Annotated in this window: 19 protein-coding genes and 1 pseudogene; 11 read left to right on the top strand and 9 right to left on the bottom strand. The window is 62.4% G+C overall.

The annotated features are described in order from the left end of the window. The first annotated feature begins 13 nt into the window (after positions 1-13). The gene (locus G4D79_RS03090) at positions 14-1177 is read left to right on the top strand and encodes a low temperature requirement protein A (protein ID WP_099696760.1); all 1164 of its coding nucleotides are present in this window, start codon (positions 14-16) and stop codon (positions 1175-1177) included. Positions 1178-1183: 6 nt separating this feature from the next. Here the strand turns inward: G4D79_RS03090 and G4D79_RS03085 are convergent, their stop codons facing one another. The 3 genes from G4D79_RS03085 to G4D79_RS03075 are packed head-to-tail and all read right to left on the bottom strand — an operon-like array spanning position 1184 to position 4110. Then, positions 1184-1897, bottom strand: a complete 714-nt coding sequence (locus tag G4D79_RS03085) for a type 1 glutamine amidotransferase (RefSeq protein ID WP_007731510.1) — start codon at positions 1895-1897, stop codon at positions 1184-1186. After that, positions 1890-3143, bottom strand: a complete 1254-nt coding sequence (locus tag G4D79_RS03080; protein WP_003943457.1) for a MurT ligase domain-containing protein — start codon at positions 3141-3143, stop codon at positions 1890-1892. Before G4D79_RS03080 ends, G4D79_RS03085 begins: the two co-directional genes overlap by 8 nt. 25 nt (positions 3144-3168) lie before the next feature. Next, positions 3169-4110 (bottom strand): EamA family transporter, encoded by a 942-nt coding sequence (locus tag G4D79_RS03075; protein ID WP_003943484.1) that lies wholly within the window; start codon positions 4108-4110, stop codon positions 3169-3171. Positions 4111-4199: 89 nt separating this feature from the next. Between G4D79_RS03075 and G4D79_RS03070 the strand changes: the two genes are divergently transcribed. Then, the gene (locus G4D79_RS03070) at positions 4200-5093 is read left to right on the top strand and encodes a LysR family transcriptional regulator (protein WP_003943476.1); all 894 of its coding nucleotides are present in this window, start codon (positions 4200-4202) and stop codon (positions 5091-5093) included. A gap of 162 nt (positions 5094-5255) precedes the next feature. Here the strand turns inward: G4D79_RS03070 and G4D79_RS03065 are convergent, their stop codons facing one another. Both G4D79_RS03065 and leuA read right to left on the bottom strand, forming a co-directional pair. Next, a complete protein-coding gene (locus tag G4D79_RS03065; protein ID WP_003943489.1) occupies positions 5256-5633 on the bottom strand; it encodes an SHOCT domain-containing protein in 378 nt (125 codons plus the stop codon). Between the two features lie 240 nt (positions 5634-5873). Beyond that, positions 5874-7682 (bottom strand): 2-isopropylmalate synthase, encoded by a 1809-nt coding sequence (leuA, locus tag G4D79_RS03060; protein ID WP_003943488.1) that lies wholly within the window; start codon positions 7680-7682, stop codon positions 5874-5876. A gap of 270 nt (positions 7683-7952) precedes the next feature. Here leuA and G4D79_RS03055 point away from each other — a divergent pair, with 270 nt between their 5' ends. Genes G4D79_RS03055 through G4D79_RS03040 form a run of 4 tightly spaced genes read left to right on the top strand, consistent with a single transcriptional unit; the run spans position 7953 to position 11627 of the window. Continuing rightward, complete coding sequence (locus tag G4D79_RS03055; RefSeq protein WP_099696759.1) at positions 7953-8318, top strand: hypothetical protein; 366 nt, start codon at positions 7953-7955, stop codon at positions 8316-8318. Continuing rightward, positions 8318-9271, top strand: a complete 954-nt coding sequence (locus G4D79_RS03050; RefSeq protein WP_054825738.1) for a hypothetical protein — start codon at positions 8318-8320, stop codon at positions 9269-9271. The genes G4D79_RS03055 and G4D79_RS03050 overlap by 1 nt, the downstream gene beginning before the upstream one ends. Before the next feature lie 49 nt (positions 9272-9320). After that, the gene (locus G4D79_RS03045) at positions 9321-10586 is read left to right on the top strand and encodes an aspartate kinase (protein WP_003943494.1); all 1266 of its coding nucleotides are present in this window, start codon (positions 9321-9323) and stop codon (positions 10584-10586) included. A 6-nt stretch (positions 10587-10592) separates the two neighbouring features. Further along, positions 10593-11627: an aspartate-semialdehyde dehydrogenase gene (locus tag G4D79_RS03040; RefSeq protein ID WP_042447794.1), complete on the top strand. Its 1035-nt coding sequence runs from the start codon at positions 10593-10595 to the stop codon at positions 11625-11627. Between the two features lie 62 nt (positions 11628-11689). On the opposite strand, the gene G4D79_RS03035 is transcribed toward G4D79_RS03040, so the two are convergent. Together G4D79_RS03035 and G4D79_RS03030 are read right to left on the bottom strand one after the other, a co-directional pair. Beyond that, positions 11690-12031: an Imm51 family immunity protein gene (locus G4D79_RS03035; RefSeq protein ID WP_003943507.1), complete on the bottom strand. Its 342-nt coding sequence runs from the start codon at positions 12029-12031 to the stop codon at positions 11690-11692. A gap of 43 nt (positions 12032-12074) precedes the next feature. Continuing rightward, positions 12075-12725 carry a TetR/AcrR family transcriptional regulator gene (locus G4D79_RS03030; RefSeq protein WP_007731498.1) on the bottom strand — a complete coding sequence of 217 codons (651 nt, stop codon included), beginning with the start codon at positions 12723-12725 and terminating at the stop codon, positions 12075-12077. Between the two features lie 149 nt (positions 12726-12874). On the opposite strand from G4D79_RS03030, the pseudogene G4D79_RS03025 reads away from it, so the two are divergent. Both G4D79_RS03025 and G4D79_RS03020 read left to right on the top strand, forming a co-directional pair. Continuing rightward, positions 12875-14657: pseudogene (locus G4D79_RS03025) on the top strand (acyl-CoA dehydrogenase). 1 nt (position 14658) lies between these two features. Then, entirely contained in the window at positions 14659-15591 is a 933-nt protein-coding gene (locus G4D79_RS03020) for an oxygenase MpaB family protein (RefSeq protein WP_080961232.1), read from the top strand. A gap of 88 nt (positions 15592-15679) precedes the next feature. On the opposite strand, the gene G4D79_RS03015 is transcribed toward G4D79_RS03020, so the two are convergent. Continuing rightward, a complete protein-coding gene (locus G4D79_RS03015) occupies positions 15680-16996 on the bottom strand; it encodes an HNH endonuclease signature motif containing protein (protein WP_099696758.1) in 1317 nt (438 codons plus the stop codon). A 272-nt stretch (positions 16997-17268) separates the two neighbouring features. Between G4D79_RS03015 and G4D79_RS03010 the strand changes: the two genes are divergently transcribed. Genes G4D79_RS03010 through G4D79_RS03000 form a run of 3 tightly spaced genes read left to right on the top strand, consistent with a single transcriptional unit; the run spans position 17269 to position 21199 of the window. Beyond that, a complete protein-coding gene (locus G4D79_RS03010) occupies positions 17269-19035 on the top strand; it encodes a multicopper oxidase family protein (RefSeq protein WP_099696757.1) in 1767 nt (588 codons plus the stop codon). 36 nt (positions 19036-19071) lie between these two features. Next, positions 19072-20286 (top strand): CaiB/BaiF CoA-transferase family protein, encoded by a 1215-nt coding sequence (locus tag G4D79_RS03005; protein WP_099696756.1) that lies wholly within the window; start codon positions 19072-19074, stop codon positions 20284-20286. 16 nt (positions 20287-20302) lie between these two features. Continuing rightward, positions 20303-21199, top strand: coding sequence for a hydroxymethylglutaryl-CoA lyase (locus G4D79_RS03000; protein WP_374223440.1), 897 nt, complete (start codon positions 20303-20305; stop codon positions 21197-21199). Positions 21200-21205: 6 nt separating this feature from the next. On the opposite strand, the gene G4D79_RS02995 is transcribed toward G4D79_RS03000, so the two are convergent. Continuing rightward, the gene (locus G4D79_RS02995) at positions 21206-21511 is read right to left on the bottom strand and encodes a hypothetical protein (RefSeq protein WP_099696754.1); all 306 of its coding nucleotides are present in this window, start codon (positions 21509-21511) and stop codon (positions 21206-21208) included.

Raw genomic sequence — 21511 nt, 5'->3', positions numbered from 1 at the left:
TACTCTGCCCTTCGTGAATCGCACTAGTTCGTTCATCAGGCCGTTGGTTCCGCGGGACCCGCACGAGCCGCACCGGGTGGCGACGCCGCTCGAACTGCTCACCGACCTCTGCTTCGTCGTGGCGGTCGCTCAAGCGGCCACCGGTCTGCACCACGCGATCAGCGAAGGGCATGCGGCTTCGGGCGTCGGGCACTTCGCGATGGCTTTCTTCGCGATCTGGTGGACGTGGCTGAATTTCACGTGGTTCACCTCGGCGTACGACAACGACGACGGAATCGCCCGGCTGCTGACCATCTTCCAGATCCTCGGATCGCTGGTCCTTGCAGCCGGCATCGTCCGCTTCTTCAACGACGACGCCCTGCTGATCATCGTCGGCTACGTCATCATGCGAATAGCCCTGGTCATCCAATGGCTCAGGGTCTCGCGGAACGACCCCGAACATGCGCTCACGGCGCGTCGATACGCTCTCGGAATAGTGTTGGTCCAGATCGGTTGGATCGGTTTCTACTTCGTGCCGTCCGCCGTTTACGTCCCGACGTTCCTGGTGTTGGTTCTGTGCGAATTCGCGGTACCGATCTGGTCGGAGAAGCCGGGCATGACGCCGTGGCACCCGCATCACATCGCGGAGCGGTACTCGTTGTTCTTCATCATCGTTCTGGGCGAGACGATCCTTTCGACCACCATCGCGATTCAGGACGCGGTCGACGGTGAGCATCCGGCAGCGCAGGTCACCTACGTCGTGATCGGCGGCATTCTGATTGTCTTCAGCCTGTGGTGGTTGTACTTCCAACGCAATGCAGGCGAAGTGATCGGCGGTGACAACGTCTCACCCTTCGTCTGGGGGTTCGGTCACTACTTCATCTTCGCCGCCGCTGCCGCCATCGGTGCGGGGTTGGCCTCGCGCGTCGACTTCTGGACTCATCACGGTGACGGCAGCGCGTTGGTGACGGGTGCTGCCGTCACCGTTCCGGTCGCGGTCATCCTTGCCGCCTTGTGGTTCATCCACATTCGACTACACGACTCCTCGGTACGCACCCTCGTGCCGTTCTCGGTCGCGATAGTCGTCGTGCTCGGTGGTACCTACACCGCGGTGCCCGAACTGGTCGCGGGACTGGCCTGCGCCGCGCTGTTGGCCGTGGAACTGATTCTGACCGAGGGCAAATCCGAAACCGCCTGAACCGGGTCAGCGAATCGCGAGTCGCTCCTTGCGGAGCTTGTCGACCTCGGGCAGATGCAGGGGTTCAAGCTCGTTCACACCCAAGGCGCGCATGAGCAGGAGGTCCGCGAGTTCGGGGTTGCGAGCCAAAGCGGGTCCGTGCATGTACGTCCCGATCACCGAACCCTGCACGACGCCTTCGAATCCGTCGCCGACGCCGTTTCCGACACCATGGGTGACACGTGCGAATCCAGAGGCTGAGCTACCCAGAGTTGTTCCGCCGCGGTGATTCTCGAAACCTGAGAGGGGCGCGGTGAGTCCGTCGATCAGCGGCTTCGTGATGACTTCGCCGATGGAACGCTTCTCCTGCGGCGAGGTTGTGACGTCGAGCATCGAGACACCGTCGACGCGTTCGCCGCTGGAGGTTTCGTACCAGTTGCCGAGCACCTGAATGGCAGCGCAGATCGCCAGAACCGGTGCGCCACGCTCTGCGGCGCGTTGCAGACCAGGGTATTTCGCGAGGTGACGCGTTGCGAGGCGCTGAGCGGAATCCTCGGCGCCACCCAACGTGTACACGTCGAGCGAATCGGGGACCGGATCGCTGAGGGTGATGTCCACGATTTCGGCGTCGTAGCCGCGCATCCGTAGACGCTGACGCAGGATCAGGGCATTGCCGCCGTCGCCGTAGGTGCCCATGACGTCGGGGAGTACCAGACCGATGCGAACTGTCGAGTCAGACATTGCGAGACTCCTTCGCGATGGCAGTGTTGAGGTCACGGAAGGCCGTGTAGTTCGCCAGTACCTCCACACGTCCGGGAGGGCAGGAAGCGATGGCGCGCAACGGGTCCGGGTCGAGAGTGTGCTCGACGCCCGCGTACGTGAGGCGAACTGCCAGATCTGTTCCGCGTTCACCGGCGGCCACTACCTTGACACCTTCGAAGTGCTCGAACTTCACGTCCCACAGCCAGGAGAGGTCCTCGCCGTCCGGCACCTGACCGTTCACCGCGATGACCAGACCGTCCACCGTGGGATCGATCATCGACAGCGCTTCCTGCCAGCCGGCGGGATTCTTCGCGAGCAGCATGTGAACGGAGTGCGGTCCGACCTCGACGGTGCTGTATCGACCTGCGACTTCTTGAACCGTCGATGCGGCGGCAACTGCCCCGACCGGATCTGCACCCAAAGCCGCTGCAGCCGCTACGGCCTGAGCTGCGTTGCCGCGGTTGGCTTTTCCGGGGAGGGTCAACGTCATCGGAATCTTCAGGCCGTCGGGGCCGTAGAGATTGTCGTCGTCGAGCCACCAGGTCGGCTCGGGCCGCGCGAAGTCGGAACCGGTACTGCGCCAGTGCTTTCCCTCCCACACGATGGGTTCGCCGGTGCGCGGGCAGCTGACGGAATCGCCGGCCCAACCGCCGCCGGCAGCAACCCACACGACGTTGGTGGCGTCGTATGCCACGGAGGTGACCAGTACGTCGTCGCAGTTGGCGACGATCACCGCATTCGGATGCGCGTTGACGCACGCGCGCAGTTTCCGTTCGATCATGTTGATCTCGCCGACCCGGTCGAGTTGATCGCGGCTGAGGTTGAGCAGCACGATCACTTCCGGGTTCACGGCGTCGGCTACGTGGGGGACGTGCAGTTCGTCGACCTCGAGTGCCGCCAGCGTCGCATCGGTACGCGCGGCCAGGGCGGCCACGATCCCGGCATCCATGTTGGCGCCGTCGGCCTGCGTGGCGACGTCACCGAGTGTCGCGAGCGCTGCGGCGGTCATACGCGTGGTCGTCGACTTGCCGTTGGTGCCGGTGACCACGACGGTGCGCTTGCCGCGTCCGAGCTGAGTCATGAGCGTCGGGTCGATCTTGAGGGCGATCAGCCCGCCGATCATCGAACCCTTGCCGCGACCGGCCTTCTGCGATGCCCAAGATGCTGCTGCGGCAGCTCGCATGGCGAGCTTTCCGCGCGCTGTGATCGATAGTCCAGTTCCCACGGCCCGAGTTTGGCACAGGGCGTCGTCAGACGCCGAGTCGCGCCGGTGGTGAGGCTGCAGGTGTGTCCGAGAAAACAGTGTTCGCGGGCTTACGCCTCATCTGTGCGGCGCTCGCTCCGGCGATCACGATGACCGCCCCGACCAGTGACAACGGGCTCGGATCCTCGTGCAGGAACAGCCAGGACGCGCCGATTCCCACGACTGGCACCAGCAAGGAGAGCGGCGCCACCATGCCGGCGGGATAGCGGCCCATGAGCATCGTCCAGAGCCCGGATCCGGCGATGGTGCCGAGCAGAATGATGTAGGCCAGTCCGACCAGCGACGGCCAGGCGTCGGCGCTGAATGCGGTGCCGAGTGCGTGCCAGCCGACTGTGGGGCCTTCGACCACGGCTGACAGTGCGAGCATCGGTAACGGCGGGATGACACACATCCACAACATCAAGCGCATCGGTGCAGGCTCGCCGACGGTGTTTGCCGCAGCCAAGCGGCTGCCGAGATTGCCGAACGCCCAGGACAGGCCGCCGAGGAGTGTGAGGACGACGGGCAGCAGTGCCGCGTGGTGCGAGCGGTCCCAGCCGATCAAGGACATCCCGCCAACGGCGACGGCGATACCGGAGACTTGCCAGACGCTGAGCTTCTCGCGGAGCAGGAAAGCGCCGAGTAGGACGGTGAACGGTGCTGACGACTGCAGGACAAGTGATGCAAGGCCCGTCGGCATCCCCGAATGCATCGCCCAGAAGAGGAAGACGAACTGGCCGAATCCGAAACCGAATCCGTAGAGCAGCAGCCAGCGGAGCGGCACCTGTGGACGCGGCACGAAGATGACCACCGGAATCGCGATGATCAGAAACCGCAGCGCTGCGAAGAAGAACGGCGGGAAATGATCCAGGCCGACGCGAATGGCCAGGAAGTTCAGACCCCACAAGACGATCACGGTCAGGCCGAGGAGACGGTCGCGGGGAGTCATGCGTTAATCGTGAGCCTTACGAAGCATCAGAACAAGCGAATATAGATGCACTATCCATGTAGTTTTGCTACATGGATATTCGTCACCGTATGGATGCCACGCGCTTGCGAATCCTCCGCGAGCTCGCCGACCGAGGAACCGTCGGCGCTACTGCTCTCGCCCTCTCGATGACGCCGTCCGCCGTCTCGCAACAACTCAAGATCCTCGGACGAGAAGCGGGGGTCTCGCTCCTCGAACCGGACGGGCGCACGCTGCGCCTCACCGACGCGGGTCGAGCGCTGGTGCTTCGCGCCGACGACGTGGTGGCGGCGCTAGACCGGGCGGCGGACGAGATGGCGTCGTACCGAGGCTCGCCGCGGGGAAAGGTGCGAGTCGCGTTCTTTCCCTCCGGCGCGGCGCTCCTGCTGCCCGGTGTCCTGACGGCGCTGAAGAACTCGGACGTGGACATCGACGCCTACGACGTCGACAAACCGGCGTCCGCCGTCCCTGGGCTGTTGGCCGATCACGATGTGATCCTCACTCACCGTGACGAACGCGGAGCCGAGACGTCGTTTCCCCGGGTAAGCGTGCAACCGCTGATGCGTGAACCGATCGATCTGGTGCTGCGGCCTGATCATCCACTCGCCGAGCAGGATTCGGTCCGGCTGGAACAATTGGCCGACGAGAACTGGATAAGCGTGCGCGGCGGGTTTCCGGTCGACGACGTTCTGCTGTCGGTTGCGTCGGTAACCGGCGTCCAGCCTCGCGTCGCTCATCGGATAAACGATTTCCGCGTCATCGAAGAACTGGTGGCGGCGGGCCACGGCGTGGCTTTGATGCCGCGATACGCGATCACGCATCCCGGAGTGTCGAGGAAACCGGTGGCGGGAGTGCGCGCTGCACGAGTTTATGAATTGGCAACTCGGTTACACGCCAACCGCAGTCCGGCTATCGGAGTCGTGCTCGACGCCTTTCGTGACGTCGCGCGTGCTGTCGGTGAATGAAGGCTGTCGGTGAATGAAGGGCCGTTGGTGAATGAACGGCTGTCGGTGAATGAGCAGCTGTTGGTGAATGAACACAAAACGGGAGCGACACGATTAGTGTCGCTCCCGTTTCGGTAGTGCAATCCTCACGGTTTAGTGAGGGTCGCTTAGTGAGGGCCGGTATCAGGCGAGAGCCTTGGCCTTCAGTGCTGCGAATTCTTCTTCACTGATGGTGCCGGCGTCGAGAAGTGCCTTTGCATCTGCGATGGATTCGGCCGGGGACTTTCCGGCAACCTCACGGATGTAGCTGTCCTGTGCGTTCTTGACCTGCTGCGCAGCCTCGAGGGACCGCTGTGCCATTCCGTCACTGCGAACGATCAGGTAGACGAGCGAGGTGAGCAGCGGAATGAAGAACAGGAAGACGATCCAGATTGCCTTCACCCAGCCGGAGGTCTTGTGATCGCGGAACAGGTCGGTGATGATCGAGAAGAGCAGGATCAAGTACGCGATGAACGCGAAGCTGATGATGATCAGCCAGAGGAAGTCCCAAAAGGAATCCATTGTCGAGCTCCATTTCACAAGTCGGATTTGTCTGAGCTGACTATCTCACGCGCACGTGGCGTCTGCATCATCCTCGATGGGTGAATTCTTTTTGTTAACTTCGCTAACCGACTCTTTCGGGACCAATGTCATGCCGAATCGAAAACATCGACCGAAAATCTTCAGTGCTCTGAAAACGACCCTGGCCCCACCCGAAAATCGGGTGAGACCAGGGATTGTTCACGAGTCAGGAGCTGAGTGTCAGCTGGCGCGGTTCACTGCCGAGACCACAGCGCGCAGCGAGGCCGTCGTGATCGACGTGGCGATACCCACACCCCAGACGACGGTGCTCTGACCCTCCGGGCCCGTCACGGCGCACTCGACGTAGGCCGCGGCCTGGGCGTCGTCACCGGCGGACATCGCGTGCTCGGAGTAGTCGAGGACACGAACGTCGAAGTTGATGCTTCCCAGCGCGTCGACGAAGGCAGCGAGTGGGCCGTTGCCGGTACCCGAGATCTCCTGCTCCTTGCCGTTCACCTTGACGATCGCGGTGATCGCATCGGTGCCGCCGTCCTCCTCGGACGCGGTGACCTTCTGCTTCATGCGCTCGAGCGGGGTGATGGGAGCGAGGTACTCCTCGTGGAAGACATCCCACATTTCCTTCGGCGAGACCTCGCCGCCCTCGCCGTCGGTGATCTTCTGGACCGACTGCGAGAACTCGACCTGCAGACGACGCGGCAGCACCAGACCGTGATCGGCCTTCATGATGTATGCGACGCCGCCCTTGCCGGACTGCGAGTTCACACGGATGACGGCCTCGTAGCTGCGGCCGACGTCCTTCGGGTCGATCGGCAGGTAGGGGACCTGCCAGAGAATGTCGTCGACGTCGGAGTTCTGGCTGTCGGCGTCGACCTTCATGGCGTCGAGGCCCTTGTTGATCGCGTCCTGGTGGCTGCCGGAGAACGCGGTGTAGACCAGGTCGCCGCCGTACGGATGACGCTCGTGGACGGGAAGCTGGTTGCAGTACTCGACCGTGCGACGGATCTCGTCGATGTTCGAGAAATCGATCTGCGGGTCGACGCCGCGCGTGAACATGTTCAGAGCGAGAGTGACCAGGCAGACGTTGCCGGTGCGCTCACCGTTGCCGAACAGGCAGCCTTCGATGCGGTCCGCGCCGGCCTGGTAGCCCAGCTCGGCTGCAGCGACACCCGTGCCGCGGTCGTTGTGGGGGTGCAGCGACAGGATGACCGAATCGCGGCGGGCCAGGTTGCGGTGCATCCACTCGATGGAGTCGGCATACACGTTGGGTGTAGCCATCTCGACGGTGGCGGGCAGGTTCAGGATGACCGGGTTGGCCGGCGTCGCACCCAGGGTTTCGGTGACGGCGTCACATACTTCCTTGGCGTACTCGAGCTCGGTGCCGGTGTAGGACTCGGGCGAGTATTCCCAGCGCCAGTTCGTGTCCGGGTACTTCTTCGACTCGGCGAGGACCAGTTCGGCGGCGTCGGTGGCGATCTTCTTGATCGTGTCCTTGTCGGCGCGGAACACGACGCGGCGCTGCAGAATCGAGGTGGAGTTGTAGAAGTGCACGATCGCGTTCTCGGCACCTTCACAGGCCTCGAACGTGCGCTTGATCAGCTCGGGACGCGACTGCGTCAGCACCTGGATGGTGACGTCGGACGGGATGGCGCCGTCCTCGATGATCTCGCGAACGAAATCGAAGTCCGTCTGGCTCGCGGACGGGAAGCCGACCTCGATCTCCTTGTAGCCCATACGAACCAGGAGATCGAACATACGACGCTTGCGCGCCGGGCTCATCGGATCGATCAGCGCCTGGTTGCCGTCGCGCAGGTCAACGGCACACCACTGGGGTGCTCGGTCGATGATCTTGTCCGGCCAGGTGCGGTCGGGCAGCGTGACCGTCTCGACCTCTTCGGCGAACGGGCGGTAGCGGAACGTCGGCATCGACGAGTTCTTCTGCGTGTTCCACGCAGGCTGGTCGGACGGTGCCGGCTTCGTGGGCGGGGTGATGGTGCGAGTGCCGGTGGTGAATGCGTCAGCGGGGGACATGGGTGTGATCTCCAGGATTGTGGACCCGGCCTGTTGACCTGTTGGTCAAGACCATGAGTCCGGAAGGCTTGGTCGACCGGCGCACAAAAACCCCGCGGCGGGAGGCCAGTCTGGATCAGACCCCGTCGCGGCAACCAAGAAGGAGTGCGCGCTGCATGCACAGCACTCTACTCCTGGATTTCGCGAGAAATCGGTGGGGTTCGCCCTCATGTCCAATTTGTCGCCGAATTGTGCTGCCGTTTCGGCCCCGAAAATGGTGGACTGTCGTCCATGGATCCCCGAATCGCCGTGGCGAGCACGTACCTCGACGCGCTCCGCAGTCACGATGGCAGTTCCGTACCGCTGGCTCCGGACGCGGTACGCCACGAGGTCGGGCTCAAGACCGGATTTTCGGGGAATCATTTGCGGCGCAGCCTTTCCGGAGGTCCTCAGTATCGCGTGATCCGCGAAATTCGTGAGGTGGAGTGGACGGTCGACGGGGACGACCTGACGGCTGACTACCTCCTCGACGCCGGGTTGTTCGGGCGGAACCTGATGACCGTTCGGGTTACCGAGACCTTCCGGATACCCGCTGACGATCACCGCATTCACCACATCACCGCGAAGATTCGACCGGCGCGCGCCAAGCACACGTGATGCGCTCGATCCGCTGGATCGTCTGTTCACTGCTGATCGTTCTCGCTGGTCTCGGTGCTGCCGGCTCGGTGCTCGCGCTGTTCGTCCACACCCAGGTGAACGACACCGACAGTTACGTCGAGACGGTTGCCCCGTTGGCTTCCGAACCTGCTGTCCAAGCGGCTGTCGTTGATCGGCTGACCGAGGAACTGACGCAGCGGTTGGACCGGTTTCCGCAGGTGGTGACGAGACAAGCCGAGAAACTTGTTCGGGAGGCGGCTCAGTCGTTGGTCTCCAGCGACCAGTTCGCGACGCTCTGGACCGCGGCCAACCGTCAGGCGCACGCGCAACTTGCTGCGATGGTGACCGGCAGAGCCACCGACGGCATCGTTCGGTCCGACGACAGCGGAACAGTCACCTTGTCCCTCGAGCCGATCATGACAGAACTGCGGACGAACCTCCGCGATCGCGGATTCACCGTCGTCGATCGTCTCCCGACGTTCGATCCGCAGTTCGAGATCCTGCAATCCGACGAGCTGGTGCGGGCCCAGGACCTCTCGAACACTCTCGACCGGGCAGCGGCCTGGCTGCCGTGGGTGTCGCTGGCCTGTGCGATCGCGGCCGTCGCAGTTGCGCCGAGGCGAATGCGCGCACTGTCCCTGGTCGGGCTGGCGACGGCGGTGGCGATGATCGCCCTGTTGGTGGCGCTGGCCGTCGTGCGGCGGGTCTATTTACAGAATTCAGACATACCGTCATCCGAGGCGGCAGTCGCGGTGTACGACGCGCTGGCAGTTTCGCTGGTCAGCAGTATCCGCGTGCTTCTCGCCTGCGGAGTTGCCGTCGCGGTGGTCGGTTACGTTGCCGGTGGCTCGCGTTCTGCGACGTTGATGCGAGCGCGGATCTCGCAACTGATCCCGCGCGGATCTGAGGCGAACAGCAGTACGCATCGGGAAGTCCCAGGACCACCTCGGTAAGCTCGACCTCTGGTATCTGTAAACAATTTCGACCTGGAGGTAGAAACGCGTGGCTCTCGTCGTCCAGAAGTACGGCGGATCCTCGGTGGCAACCGCCGAGCGCATCCGACGAGTCGCTGAACGGATCGTCGAGACCAAGAAGGCCGGCAATGATGTCGTCGTCGTGGTGTCAGCGATGGGCGATACCACCGATGAGCTGCTCGATCTGGCTCAGCAGGTGTGCCCTTCCCCGCCGGCCCGTGAAATGGACATGCTGCTGACCTCGGGTGAGCGCATCTCCAACTCCTTGGTAGCGATGGCAATTCACTCCCTCGGCGCCGAAGCTCGTTCGTTCTCGGGCTCACAAGCCGGAGTCATCACGACCGGCAGCCACGGAAACGCCAAGATCATCGACGTCACGCCGGGCCGTGTTCGCACTGCGCTGGACGAAGGCTCGATCGTTCTGGTCGCCGGATTCCAAGGCGTCAGCCAGGACAGCAAGGACATCACGACGCTCGGACGCGGTGGCTCGGACACCACTGCCGTGGCGTTGGCAGCTGCACTCAACGCTGACGTCTGCGAGATCTACACCGACGTCGACGGCGTTTTCTCCGCCGATCCGCGCATCGTCCCCGACGCTCACCGCCTCGAGACGGTTTCCTTCGAGGAAATGCTCGAACTCGCAGCGTGTGGTGCGAAGGTGCTCATGCTCCGGTGCGTCGAGTACGCCCGTCGTTACAACGTGCCTGTGCACGTCCGTTCGTCATACACCACCAAGCCCGGAACAATCGTGTCCGGATCGATGGAGGACATTCCTGTGGAAGAGGCCCTGATCACCGGAGTCGCGCACGATCGCGGCGAAGCCAAGATCACCGTTGTCGGATTGCCGGACACACCGGGACACGCTGCCAAGGTGTTCCGCGCAGTCTCCGATGCCGAGATCAACATCGACATGGTGCTGCAGAACATCTCCAAGGTGGAGACCAACAAGACGGACATCACCTTCACGCTTCCGACGGCCGACGGCCCCCGTGCCGTCGAGATCCTGACCAAGCGTCAGGAAGACATCGGTTTCACGCAGATCTTGTTCGACGACCACATCGGCAAGGTTTCCCTGGTCGGCGCCGGAATGCGGAGCCACCCGGGCGTCACCGCTACGTTCTGCGAGGCGCTGGCCAAGGCAGACATCAACATCGACCTCATCTCGACCTCTGAGATCCGCATCTCAGTGCTGGTCAAGGACACCGAATTGGACGACGCTGTACGTGTCATCCACGACGCTTTCGGGCTCGGTGGCGAAGAAGAAGCAGTAGTACACGCTGGAACGGGACGGTAATTTCTCATGACGACTATCGCTGTTGTCGGTGCGACCGGTCAGGTCGGCATCGTCATGCGCACTTTGCTCGAAGAGCGGAACTTTCCCGCGGACAAGGTGCGGTTCTTCGCATCTGCACGCTCCGCCGGTAAGAAGCTGCCCTTCCGCGGCGAAGAGATCATCGTCGAGGATGCGGCCGCCACATCGGATGAGGACCTGAAGGGCATCGACATCGCCCTGTTCTCAGCCGGTGCGACGCTCTCGCGCGCCCAGGCTCCGCGCTTCGCTGCTGCCGGCGCGACCGTTGTCGACAACTCTTCGGCATGGCGCAAGGATCCCGAGGTTCCCCTCGTGGTCAGCGAGGTCAACCCGCAGGACACGAAGAACCTGGTCAAGGGCATTATCGCGAACCCCAACTGCACCACCATGGCAGCGATGCCGGTGCTGAAGGTTCTGCACGACGAAGCCGGTCTGCAGCGTCTGATCGTCTCCAGCTACCAGGCCGTGTCCGGTAGCGGCATCGCCGGCGTCGAGGAACTCCTCGGCCAGGTGCGCGCCGTAGTCGGAGACGCGGAGAAGCTGGTTCACGACGGCAGTGCCGTCGACTTCCCGGCCCCGAACAACTACGTCGCCCCCATCGCGTTCAACGTCCTGCCTCTCGCAGGTTCGCTGGTCGACGACGGAAGCGGCGAGACCGACGAGGATCAGAAGCTCCGCAACGAGAGCCGCAAGATCCTCGGACTTCCCGATCTGTTGGTTTCGGGTACGTGCGTGCGCGTTCCCGTCGTGACCGGGCACTCGCTCGCGATCAACGCAGAGTTCGCCAACCCGCTCTCGGTTGCTCGCGCCAAGGAGATCCTCGCCGACGCTCCGGGCGTCGAGCTGGTCGAGGTTCCGACGCCGCTGGCCGCTGCCGGTGGCAACGCGTCGCTGGTCGGTCGTATCCGTCAGGATCCGGGTGTCCCGGAGGGACGCGGACTCGCGCTCTTCGTTTCGGGCGACAACCTGCGTAAGGGTGCCGCGCTCAACACGATTCAGATTGCCGAGCTGTTGGTCGGCTAGATCTTTCGTTCGGTACCGGCCCCGCACCTAGGTGTGGGGCCGGTGTCGTTTCGACAGGCGCTCTAGTCGAGTTCGGAAATGGCGACCAGGCCACCGAGGTACTCGGCATCCGAATACGCTTTGGCGAGTAGCGCTCCGAGCTCACCGAGAGCTCCGTTGTCGCTGCCGTACGCAACAAACATGCCCGCTTCGGGATCGGTGCCGAAGCGGCCCTCCAGATGCGGTGCATCGCGGCCTACCACTGCGTGGGCGACCGACGCCCAGTCGTAACCGGAGCCTTCGAAACCCTCTACCTGCTCGAATATCGATGCCACCTTGCCGAAATGCTGGTCGGTGAGCATCAGTGACCAGTTGCCCGGAGACGTTTCGAAAAGCTGTAGCGGTTCGATCGATGGTGATGTCATGCGTGTATTGAAGCAGATCCGACCGACAGGTTTCAGTCGGCCGCTAACGCCCGACCGATTGTGCGAGAGCCACGGCAAAACTGGAAAGTCGTTCTCGGGTATAGGTTTCGGGATCACTGACGGCCAGTCGTCCGAGCATTTCGGCGAACGACATCATGGTGTGTGCGAGGAGAACCGGATCAAGGCCTTCGAGCTTCGACTCGAGGGCAATCCCGGCGCGGGCCAGTTCTTCGGCGCGGGCGAAGACAGCTCCGCGAGAGAGCTTCAACAAGCCGTGATACTCGCTGGGGGCGTTCTCGACAGACGTCAGAATCAGGCGCCAGCGCGTCGGGTTCTCCAGTACGGCGTCGACGAAGGCGCCGACGGTCCCGGTGTACGACGCCGCTGGGCCGAGTTCGCTCAGATCTGTCGGCATGGTTTCGAGCACCTGAGCGATGGCTCGCTCGTGCTCGCGGCGCAGCAGTGCAGCGACGAGATCGGTCCTGGTATCGAAAATCGTGTAGAGGACGGGCTTGCCGACACCGGCTTCGGCAGCGACGGATTCCATGCTGAGGTTGTGCAGGCCAACGCGGCCGGTGACCTCGAATGCTGCGTCGAGGAGCTGCTCGCGACGTTGCTCCGGCGCCATGCGAGGGGCGTACTTGCGCCGCGGTGTATCCGTTGCGTCAGCTTGTGACCTGGTCATCGTGTGCATCACCTCCGCTCTCACCCTAATCTGCCTGCCACTTCTTCGTGAATAATACGCAACCGTTGTATTCATCGTCTGCAATTGTTACGGTGGCGTTGTATTCGAATGGTGCTCAGTGAGGCGCCTCTGCCGAGATATCGAGGAGAACAACCGCTATGACAGCGTCGACCTCTTTAGTGCCGAATGATCTGCTGCTCCATCCCTCCACGTACGATCGGCCGGAGTTCGACGCGACCACGCGGAGACTGCTGGGCGCGACCGTCGACTGGTTCGAGGCGCGTGGAAAGAACCGACTCCTGGCCGACTATCACGACAAGATCTTCTACTCCGATTTCCTCGATTTCGCGGCGAAGGAAGGTCTGTTCGCCACATTTCTGACGCCCGCCCGCGACAGCGGCGGTGACTCCGACAAGCGCTGGGATACCAGCCGTATCGCCGCGCTGTCCGAGATCCTCGGCTTCTACGGACTCAACTACTGGTACCCGTGGCAGGTGACCATCCTCGGTCTCGGGCCGGTGTGGCAGAGCGACAACGAGACGGCAAGGGCGCGAGCAGCTTCCGCTTTGGCTTCCGGAGGCGTTGCGGCATTCGGACTGTCCGAGAAAGAGCATGGCGCGGACGTCTACTCCACCGACATGGTCTTGACGCCCAACGGCAGCGGCGGGTACCTGGCCAGCGGTTCGAAGTACTACATCGGAAATGGCAACTGCGCCAACACGGTCTCTGTCTTCGGTCGTGTCGACGGAGTGGAGGGCACTGATCAGTACGTCTTCTTCTACGCCGACTCGGACCATCCGGCATTCACCGTGGTGAAGAACATCGTCCCGGCGCAGATGTACGTAGCGGAGTTCTCACTCGTCGACTATCCCGTTGCGGCAGAGGATATCCTGCATACCGGCGAGGCAGCATTCAGTGCCGCACTCAACACCGTGAACATCGGAAAATTCAACCTGTGTTTCGGCGGAATCGGTATGTCGACTCATGCCTTGTACGAGACGATTACCCACGCGCACAATCGAATCCTGTTCGGCAATCCCGTCACGGCGTTCCCACACGTACGACGTGAATTCGTCGACGCGTACGCGCGCCTGCTGGCGATGAGGCTCTTCTCGGATCGTGCGGTGGACTACTTCCGCACCGCATCGCCCGAGGACCGCCGCTACCTCTTGTTCAATCCTGTCACCAAGATGAAGGTGACAACCGAGGCACAGAAGGTGATCGGACTGCTCTCCGACATCGCTGCGGCAAAGGGCTTCGAGAAGGACAGCTACCTCGCGGTGGCCAAGATGGATGTCGACGGGCTGCCCAAGCTCGAGGGGACCGTCGCCGTCAATCTCGCCCTGATCGCCAAGTTCATGCCGGCGTACCTCTTTGCCCCCCGAGTCGTTTCCGGCGATTCCGACGCGTAACGACGCAGCCGACGACGAGTTCCTGTTCCGTCAGGGCCCGGCACGGGGGTTGTCCAAGGTTCGATTCGACGACTGGCGAGCGGTGTACGCGAAGTTCGCGGATGTTCCCAACGTCGCGTTGTTCGTGGAGCAGGCAGAAGCGCTCGTGACCCTTTTGGCCGAAGCTGCACCGGATGCGGCGCAGCAGGTCGACTTGGACTTCGGCCTGGCGATCACCGAACTCTTCACCCTCGTCGTCTACGGCCAGTTGATCCTCGAACAAGCCGAGATCTTGGGATTGGACGAGGGGCAGCGGAACGGTGGGGTGCTGGATCAGATCTTCGATGTCCTGGTCCGCGACTTCAGTGCTGCAGCGGTGGAGTTGTACGGAAAACCCAGCGCCAGTGAAGATCAGCAACGGTTGGCACTGGCATCTATCCGGCGCCCCACGTTTGCGGCGGAGCGATTCGAGTACGTCTGGCAGCAAGTAGTCGCATTGTCTGGTGCCTACGAAATGAACGGTGCAGGCTCAACGAACGGGGAGGAATGAAATGTCTGAACTGACGATGAATCGACCGCGTGAGGATTACGGCTTCTTCGGCCCAGGATCACCCAGTTGGAAGATCTGGGCCGCGCCGACAGCGCTGATCGGGTTCCAGCGGTCGGTGGTGCTCGAGCACTTCGACCCCTTCTTGGCTGCCGCAGTGGCAGACATGAGCGGGATTTACAGCGATCCGGCCGGGCGACTCGACCGAACCTTGGCGTACTTCCTGACCGTCGCCACTGCCGACGGGCGGACGGCATTGGCCTTGTCCGACCACCTCATGACAGTTCATGCTCAGGCTACGGGCATCGAACCGATCACCGGAACTCGTTACAGCGCAAACAATCCGGCGTCACAACTCTGGATCCACGTGACGGGTTGGCATTCGGTGCTCAAGTGCTACGAGATGTATGGGCCGGGCCCGCTTTCAGCTGTCGAAGAGCAGCGGTACTGGGAAGAATGCGTGATCGCTGCCGAACTACAGACATGCAAGACCTCCGACGTTCCACGCTCCCGAGACGAGGTACGTGAGTACTTCGCTGAAGTCAGGCCCAGATTGTGTACCTCCGAGCGTGCCAACCGGGCGATGCACTACTTGTTGAGAACACCGAGAGCGCAGGGGAAGACGAAGTTCGCGACATTCAGCCGATTGGTCGCGCCGGCCACTATCGCGACTTTGCCCGGCTGGATGCGAACGATGGGTGGGTTCGATCAGCCAGCGTTGTTGGACAGAGCAATTGCGCCCGCGGTGCGAACGGCAGTCCGGTTGGGTAGTTCACCGAAGAACATGACCACTGCTCTGAAAGTCATTGCGCCGATGACGGGCAAGGTGTTGGAGCGCCACCTGCGTGACGAGCAACCCCTGGACCCGAGAGTTGTCACGCCAGCGGAGATTCGGGAGCGATTCCCGCGAGCCGCCAAGGTTGCGCAGGCCGTCTGACGGGTTCGCCACGGCCTGTTGGCACCGCATCGGGGGGATCCCTTCGATGCGGTGCTCGGCCGTGTTCTGTTGTGCCTGAGGTTCGTTCTCAGGTTTTGAATGTGGTGTTCGCTGGGCGCGGTTGCTGCCCGGGGTCGATCGAGGGCGGCGGGATGAACCAGGGTTTGTTGTCGACTCCTATTCGGATTTCCCATTTCCCGACGAACCCGGATTTGCGGTGCATCAGCCGGTGATGTGAACGGCACAGCAGGACCAGGTTGTTCATCACCGTCGGGCCACCGTTTGCCCAGTGCCGGATATGGTGCGCATCCGTCCAGGCGGGCACGCATGTGCAGCCCGGGAAGGCGCAGCCTTTGTCTCGGGCGATGAGGGCGACGCGTTGTTCGGCGGTGACCAACCTCTTCCCTGGTTGCGCATCCAAGGGCGCGCCGTGATCGTCGAGCAGAACGGTCGACAGGAAACAATCACACCCGAGAAGTCGGGTCTGCGACACCGACAGTGGCCCGAGCCAGGGCATGTGCCCGACATCAAGATCCGACAAGTCCAGATCGGGTGAGCCTTCGTCGTCCACATCAGAAGGCGACGCGGCGCAATCCCGATGCTCAGCCAAATCACGAGCATTGATGTGCACGTTCACGTGCGGGCGTTGACCACCGTCTGTGCCTGTTTTGGCGCAGTCGAGATAGCGGCGGATCAGTTCGGTGAACCCGTCGGCAGTTCGTTTCGCTGCCGACCGAGAATCCGGGGTTCCATCGGGTGCCGGGGTGGGCATCGTCAGATTCGACAACGCCGACAACAACATTTCACCGGTCAGGGCATCGAAATCGCCGCGCACCACCACTCGACCGTTCAATGTCGACGCGATCCGCAGCTCATTCCGGTCGACGTCTTCGGCGGGTGGAATTTCATCCGACTCGAACAACCGCTCCAAGGTCGCGATCACGTTCCGCACTTTCGTGGTCGTCGCTTCCACGCCCGACGCAGCCGCAAGCAGTAGGTCGATACAGCGAGGGAGCGCGGCGTCCGGCATGCCTTTCGGTGGTGATTCGCAGAACGCCACGATCAACACGGCATGCTCGAACGAGCAATCCCCGCAATCGAACCGAGCAGCCACCGCCGGAAATGGCCGCAACGCTGCACCGAGAGCGGCGATCTTCTTCCCGTCCCGAACCTGCAGCATCGTGTTGGCCGCCAACCACGCACCCACTCCGCGGCTGGCGATCACCTGATCATCCGGGCGCAACGACAACTCGTCGACCACTGCCACTCGAACGGCTTCCAGGCGCAGAATCTCCGCACTCGCCTCGACAGCAGCCTCACGCAACTCGGCAGCAGTCAACCGCCACAGGCGTCCGCGTAACCCCACCGCAGAACCAGACACCACGTCCGACAACAAGACACTCATTGAATCCCCCGATCCCCTCCCCAAATCATACTCGAACATGCGTTCGAGTCAAGAGCGTTTTCGAATCTTCGGCTTCTCGCAAAGCTGCAAGAGTGCATCCGTTGTCCGCAAACGTGTTTCGTCGGGACGGAGGAGGTCGTCGAGTACGGCGACCGGTGCGGTGGGGTAAGGTCGCCGATTTTCGAGCTTTGGTTGGAGAAGGTGGTCGGTGTTTGACCGTGCGGGCACACGGGTAACCCGCTCCGGATGCCGTCAGCGTGAGGGGGCCGTGAGTGGACGAGTCACACAAGATCCGTCGCCGATCGTTTGTTCAAGGGCTTGGCCTGCTGGCCGGTCTGAGCGCGTTGTCGGCTGGATCAGCGACGGCTCGACCACCTGATGTCGATCCACTGCGCCCGTTCCAACTTCCGTCGCCCCGTCTGGAACCGTTTCGGGAGACCCTTCCTGTCCTGCCGGGCATTTCGGGTGGCAACCTGGAGCTTCGTGCGGCATCGTCGATGCACCGATTCCATCCGGACCTACCGTCGTCGCCGTCGCTGGGTTACGGCGGAATGGATTATCTGGGCCCCACCATCGAAGCTCACGTCGATCAGCTCGTCACAGTCCGATATGCCAATGACATTTCTGCGTATCCGCTTGCCGCGGATGTCGATCCGGGTCTGCACGGCGTCAGCGACCTCGACCGCACACAGGTCCCCACCTCGCTTCACCTGCACGGAGGAGTTACTGCACCGCAGTTCGACGGGCATCCGGAGCTGATTCAGCGTCCGGGCGAAGGTTTGGTTCACGAGTACACGAATGGTCGTGCCGCCGGCAATCTTTGGTATCACGATCACGCCATGGGAATGACGCGCCTCAACGTCTACGCCGGGCTGGTCGGGATGTATTTTCTCCGTGACGACGCAGATACAGGCACCACCGGGAATTCTCTCGGCTTGCCGTCCGGCGAATTCGAGCTTCCGATGATTCTGCAGGACAAGGTCTTCACCTCCGACGGTCAACAGAGTGTCCGTTCCACGTGGCTCACTCCGCAAGGTTCCTGGGATCCGGCGACCCCCGGTGACGTTGGCGTGGTGAACGGCGTCGTGTGGCCGAAAGTGGAGGTTGCCCGCGGCCTGTATCGATTGCGACTGCTCAATGCCGCAACCTATTCGGTGTGGAATCTGCACTTCGCAAATCGTATGCGGTTCTGGGTGATCGGTTCCGAAGGCGGTTTTTTGGCCGCTCCGGCGCCGACGGATCACGTCCGGCTGAGTCCGGGTGAACGCGCTGATCTGCTGGTCGACTTCAGCATGCTCGAGCCGGGCACGACGGTGGAATTGCGCAACGACGAACCGGTACCCCTTGCGGTGGCGCAACGCGGCACACAGGTGATGCCGGTCTTCTGTCGGTTCGACGTGGGCAGCGCAAAGGGATTCACCGGCTCGATCCCGCAGCAGCTGAATTCCGTTGCTGCCGAACCGGCGTCCCCGGATATGGTGCGAAATCTCACGATCATGCAGCTGTCGCGTCCCTCGGATTACCCGTCGATCACCATGTCGCTCAACAATTTGAGGTTCACTGATTCAGATATCGAACTGCCGCGTCAGGGAACCATCGAGCAATGGAATCTGATCAACATCACCACGGAACCACATCCGATTCATCTGCACCTGGTGGCGTTCCGCGTTGTGGGACGCCAAAGCCTCGACACTGCAGCACTGATGCAGCGGTATCCGGTGCCTGACTTGGGGGTCCGGTGGACGCCGTCGGCAGAGGAATTCGTGACCTCTTCGCTGCGGCCTCCCGAAGTGTGGGAAACGGGGGAGAAGGACACTGTCATCGTGGATGCCAACTCGATCACCCGCGTGATCGTGCGCTTTCCGACGGCCGACGAGTTGGGCTTCGATCCGGATGCAACTTTCGCGAGAGGTTCCATGGCAGACCACTCGGCACACGGAGAAGCCGGTATGGGGGACCTGCAGGGGTACGTCTGGCACTGCCACATGCTCGATCACGAAGACCACGACATGATGTTGCGATATCGGGTGGTGACGTAGCCTTCAAGGGGAGAAAAGTTCCCAGAGGAGGCAGCTGTGTCGGAAGGTGCGCCCACCGGGCCCCTGGACGGATATCGGGTGATTGAACTCGGAACCTTGATCGCCGGGCCCTTCGCCGGGAAACTGCTCGGCGACATGGGCGCCGACGTGATCAAGATCGAATCGCCGGACCGCCCGGACCCGCTTCGTACCTGGGGTCAGGCCGAGCAGGACGGTCATCGATTCTTCTGGACGGTTCACGCCCGCAACAAGCGGTGTGTGACGTTGGACCTTCGCGTCGACGCGGGACGAGACCTGTTTCTGAATCTGATCGAACATGCCGATGTGGTGGTCGAGAACTTCCGGCCGGGCACCCTCGAGAAGTGGGGCCTGGGATTCGACGTTCTCAGTGCGCGCAATCCGAAGTTGGTGTTGGCCAGGGTATCCGGTTACGGGCAGAGCGGACCGCAAGCCAAGAGCGCCGGCTACGCCTCGGTTGCCGAAGCGGTCAGCGGATTTCGGCATCTGAACGGTTATCCAGGGCAGGCGCCTCCGCGTATTGCCCTTTCGCTCGGAGATTCTCTCGGCGGGATGTTCGCCGTTCAGGGAGTGCTGGCGGCGTTGCTCTCACGAGAGCGGACCGGCCGTGGTCAGGTGGTCGACGTTGCCCTCACGGAATCCTGTCTGGCGGTGCAGGAATCCACGATCCCGGATTACGATCGGGGCGGGATCATCCGGCAGCCCTCGGGAACGAGATTGGAGGGTATTGCGCCGTCCAACATCTATCAGACCTCTGAAGGAAACTGGGTGGTGATCGCAGCCAATCAGGATACGCTCTTCGTGCGTCTGTGCACCATCATGGGGCGACCGGAACTAGCGCATGACGACCGCTTCTCCAATCATGTTGCCCGTGGCAAACATCAGGACGAGCTCGACGAACTGATCAGCGCCTGGGTCGCGCTCCAAGATCCCACCAGCCTGGTGGAACGCCTCACCGAAGTGGGAGTTGTTGCCGGGCCGATCAATACGGTTGAAGATGTCGTCAAGGATCCGCAGCTGATCGAGCGGGGGATGCTCGTCGACCACTACGACGAGCGGATCGGTGAAAACGTCCTCGGCTTGGGCGTCGTGCCTACCTTCAGTGAGACACCCGGATCCGTGCGCAACGCGGGAGCGTCGGCGCCGGGTCACGACAACTCCTCGGTGTGGGGCGGGCTCCTCGGACTCTCGGACGGCGAGCAGGCAGAACTGAAGATGAAGGGCGTGATCTGACATGTCGGTACCTGGCGTGGGTATTCCAGCAGTCAGTATTCGTGAAGTCGGACCACGGGACGGGTTGCAGATCGAAGACCCGGTGTCGCTGGCGGAGAAACTTCGTCTTGTCGACGCTCTGGCTGCGACGGGTGTTTCGCGTATCGAGGCGACGTCGTTCGTCTCACCGCGCGCTGTGCCGGCGTTGGCCGACGCGGAATTGTTGGCCGCAGAACTGCACCAGTGGCCCGGCATCGAGTTCTCGGCATTGGTCGCCGGAATCGGTGGAGCGAAACGGGCCGTCGAGGCAGGAATGAAAACCGTCGAATATGTTGTGTCGGCATCGAATGGCCACAGCGAGGCCAACACTCGGTCGACGACGGAGCAAGCGACCGAACGTATCGGAGAGGTCGTCCGGATCGTCCACGACGCCGGAGGACGGGTGGAGGTCATCGTGGCCACAGCCTGGGACTGTCCGTTCGACGGTCCAACCGACCCGGATCGTGTTCTGCGGATTGCGGAGCAGGCCAAGGAGTTCGGTGCTGATCAATTCTCGATCGCAGATACCATCGGCACTGCCACGCCGGGACGTGTCGGACGATTGATCGACGCTGTGGGCGAAAGAGTAGGTGACTTCGGCTTGGGTGCGCACTTCCACAACACGCGTGGCGCTGGTCTTGCGTGCGCGTTTGCGGCTGTGCAGCACGGTGTTCGAAACCTCGACGCGTCCACCGGAGGTCTCGGTGGTTGTCCGTTCGCTCCCGGTGCCAGTGGCAATATCGCGACGGAGGAACTGGTCTACATGCTCGAAGACATGGGCATCGCGACAGGTATCGACCTGGATGCGAGCATTCGTGCCGCTGCCGTTGCAGAGGAGATAGTGGGCCATACGGTTCCCAGTAATCTTCTCCGCGCCGGCGATCGGAAGCGGTAGGGACCTTTACTTTTCTCGGTTGGGTGATGCCAGCTGCAGTTTAACCAGCTGCTCGTGCGCCGCGGCCGGCCAACCGATGCGCTGCTTCTCCAGATACCATGCACCGGCGGCAAATGCGATCGCGAGGACGATCCAGATCGCGACGCTTCCGATCTGAGAGCCCAGGTCGCTCGACGAGGACACTTCGCCCGTGCTGTAGTCGTATTCCGTTGTCGTGGTGATTCCCTCTACTGCGAAGGTCCACAGAATCGGAAGGGCGCACAGTGCGGCGAGGGCACGTGCGACATGCGCTGGACGCAGTTCGAAGATCAT

It is taken from the genome of Rhodococcus sp. WY5 (genome assembly GCF_018588185.1).
Lineage (GTDB): Bacteria > Actinomycetota > Actinomycetes > Mycobacteriales > Mycobacteriaceae > Rhodococcus_F > Rhodococcus_F qingshengii.
The sequence above is the reverse complement of the archived record's forward strand: the minus strand, read 5'-3'. Positions and strand labels throughout refer to the sequence as shown.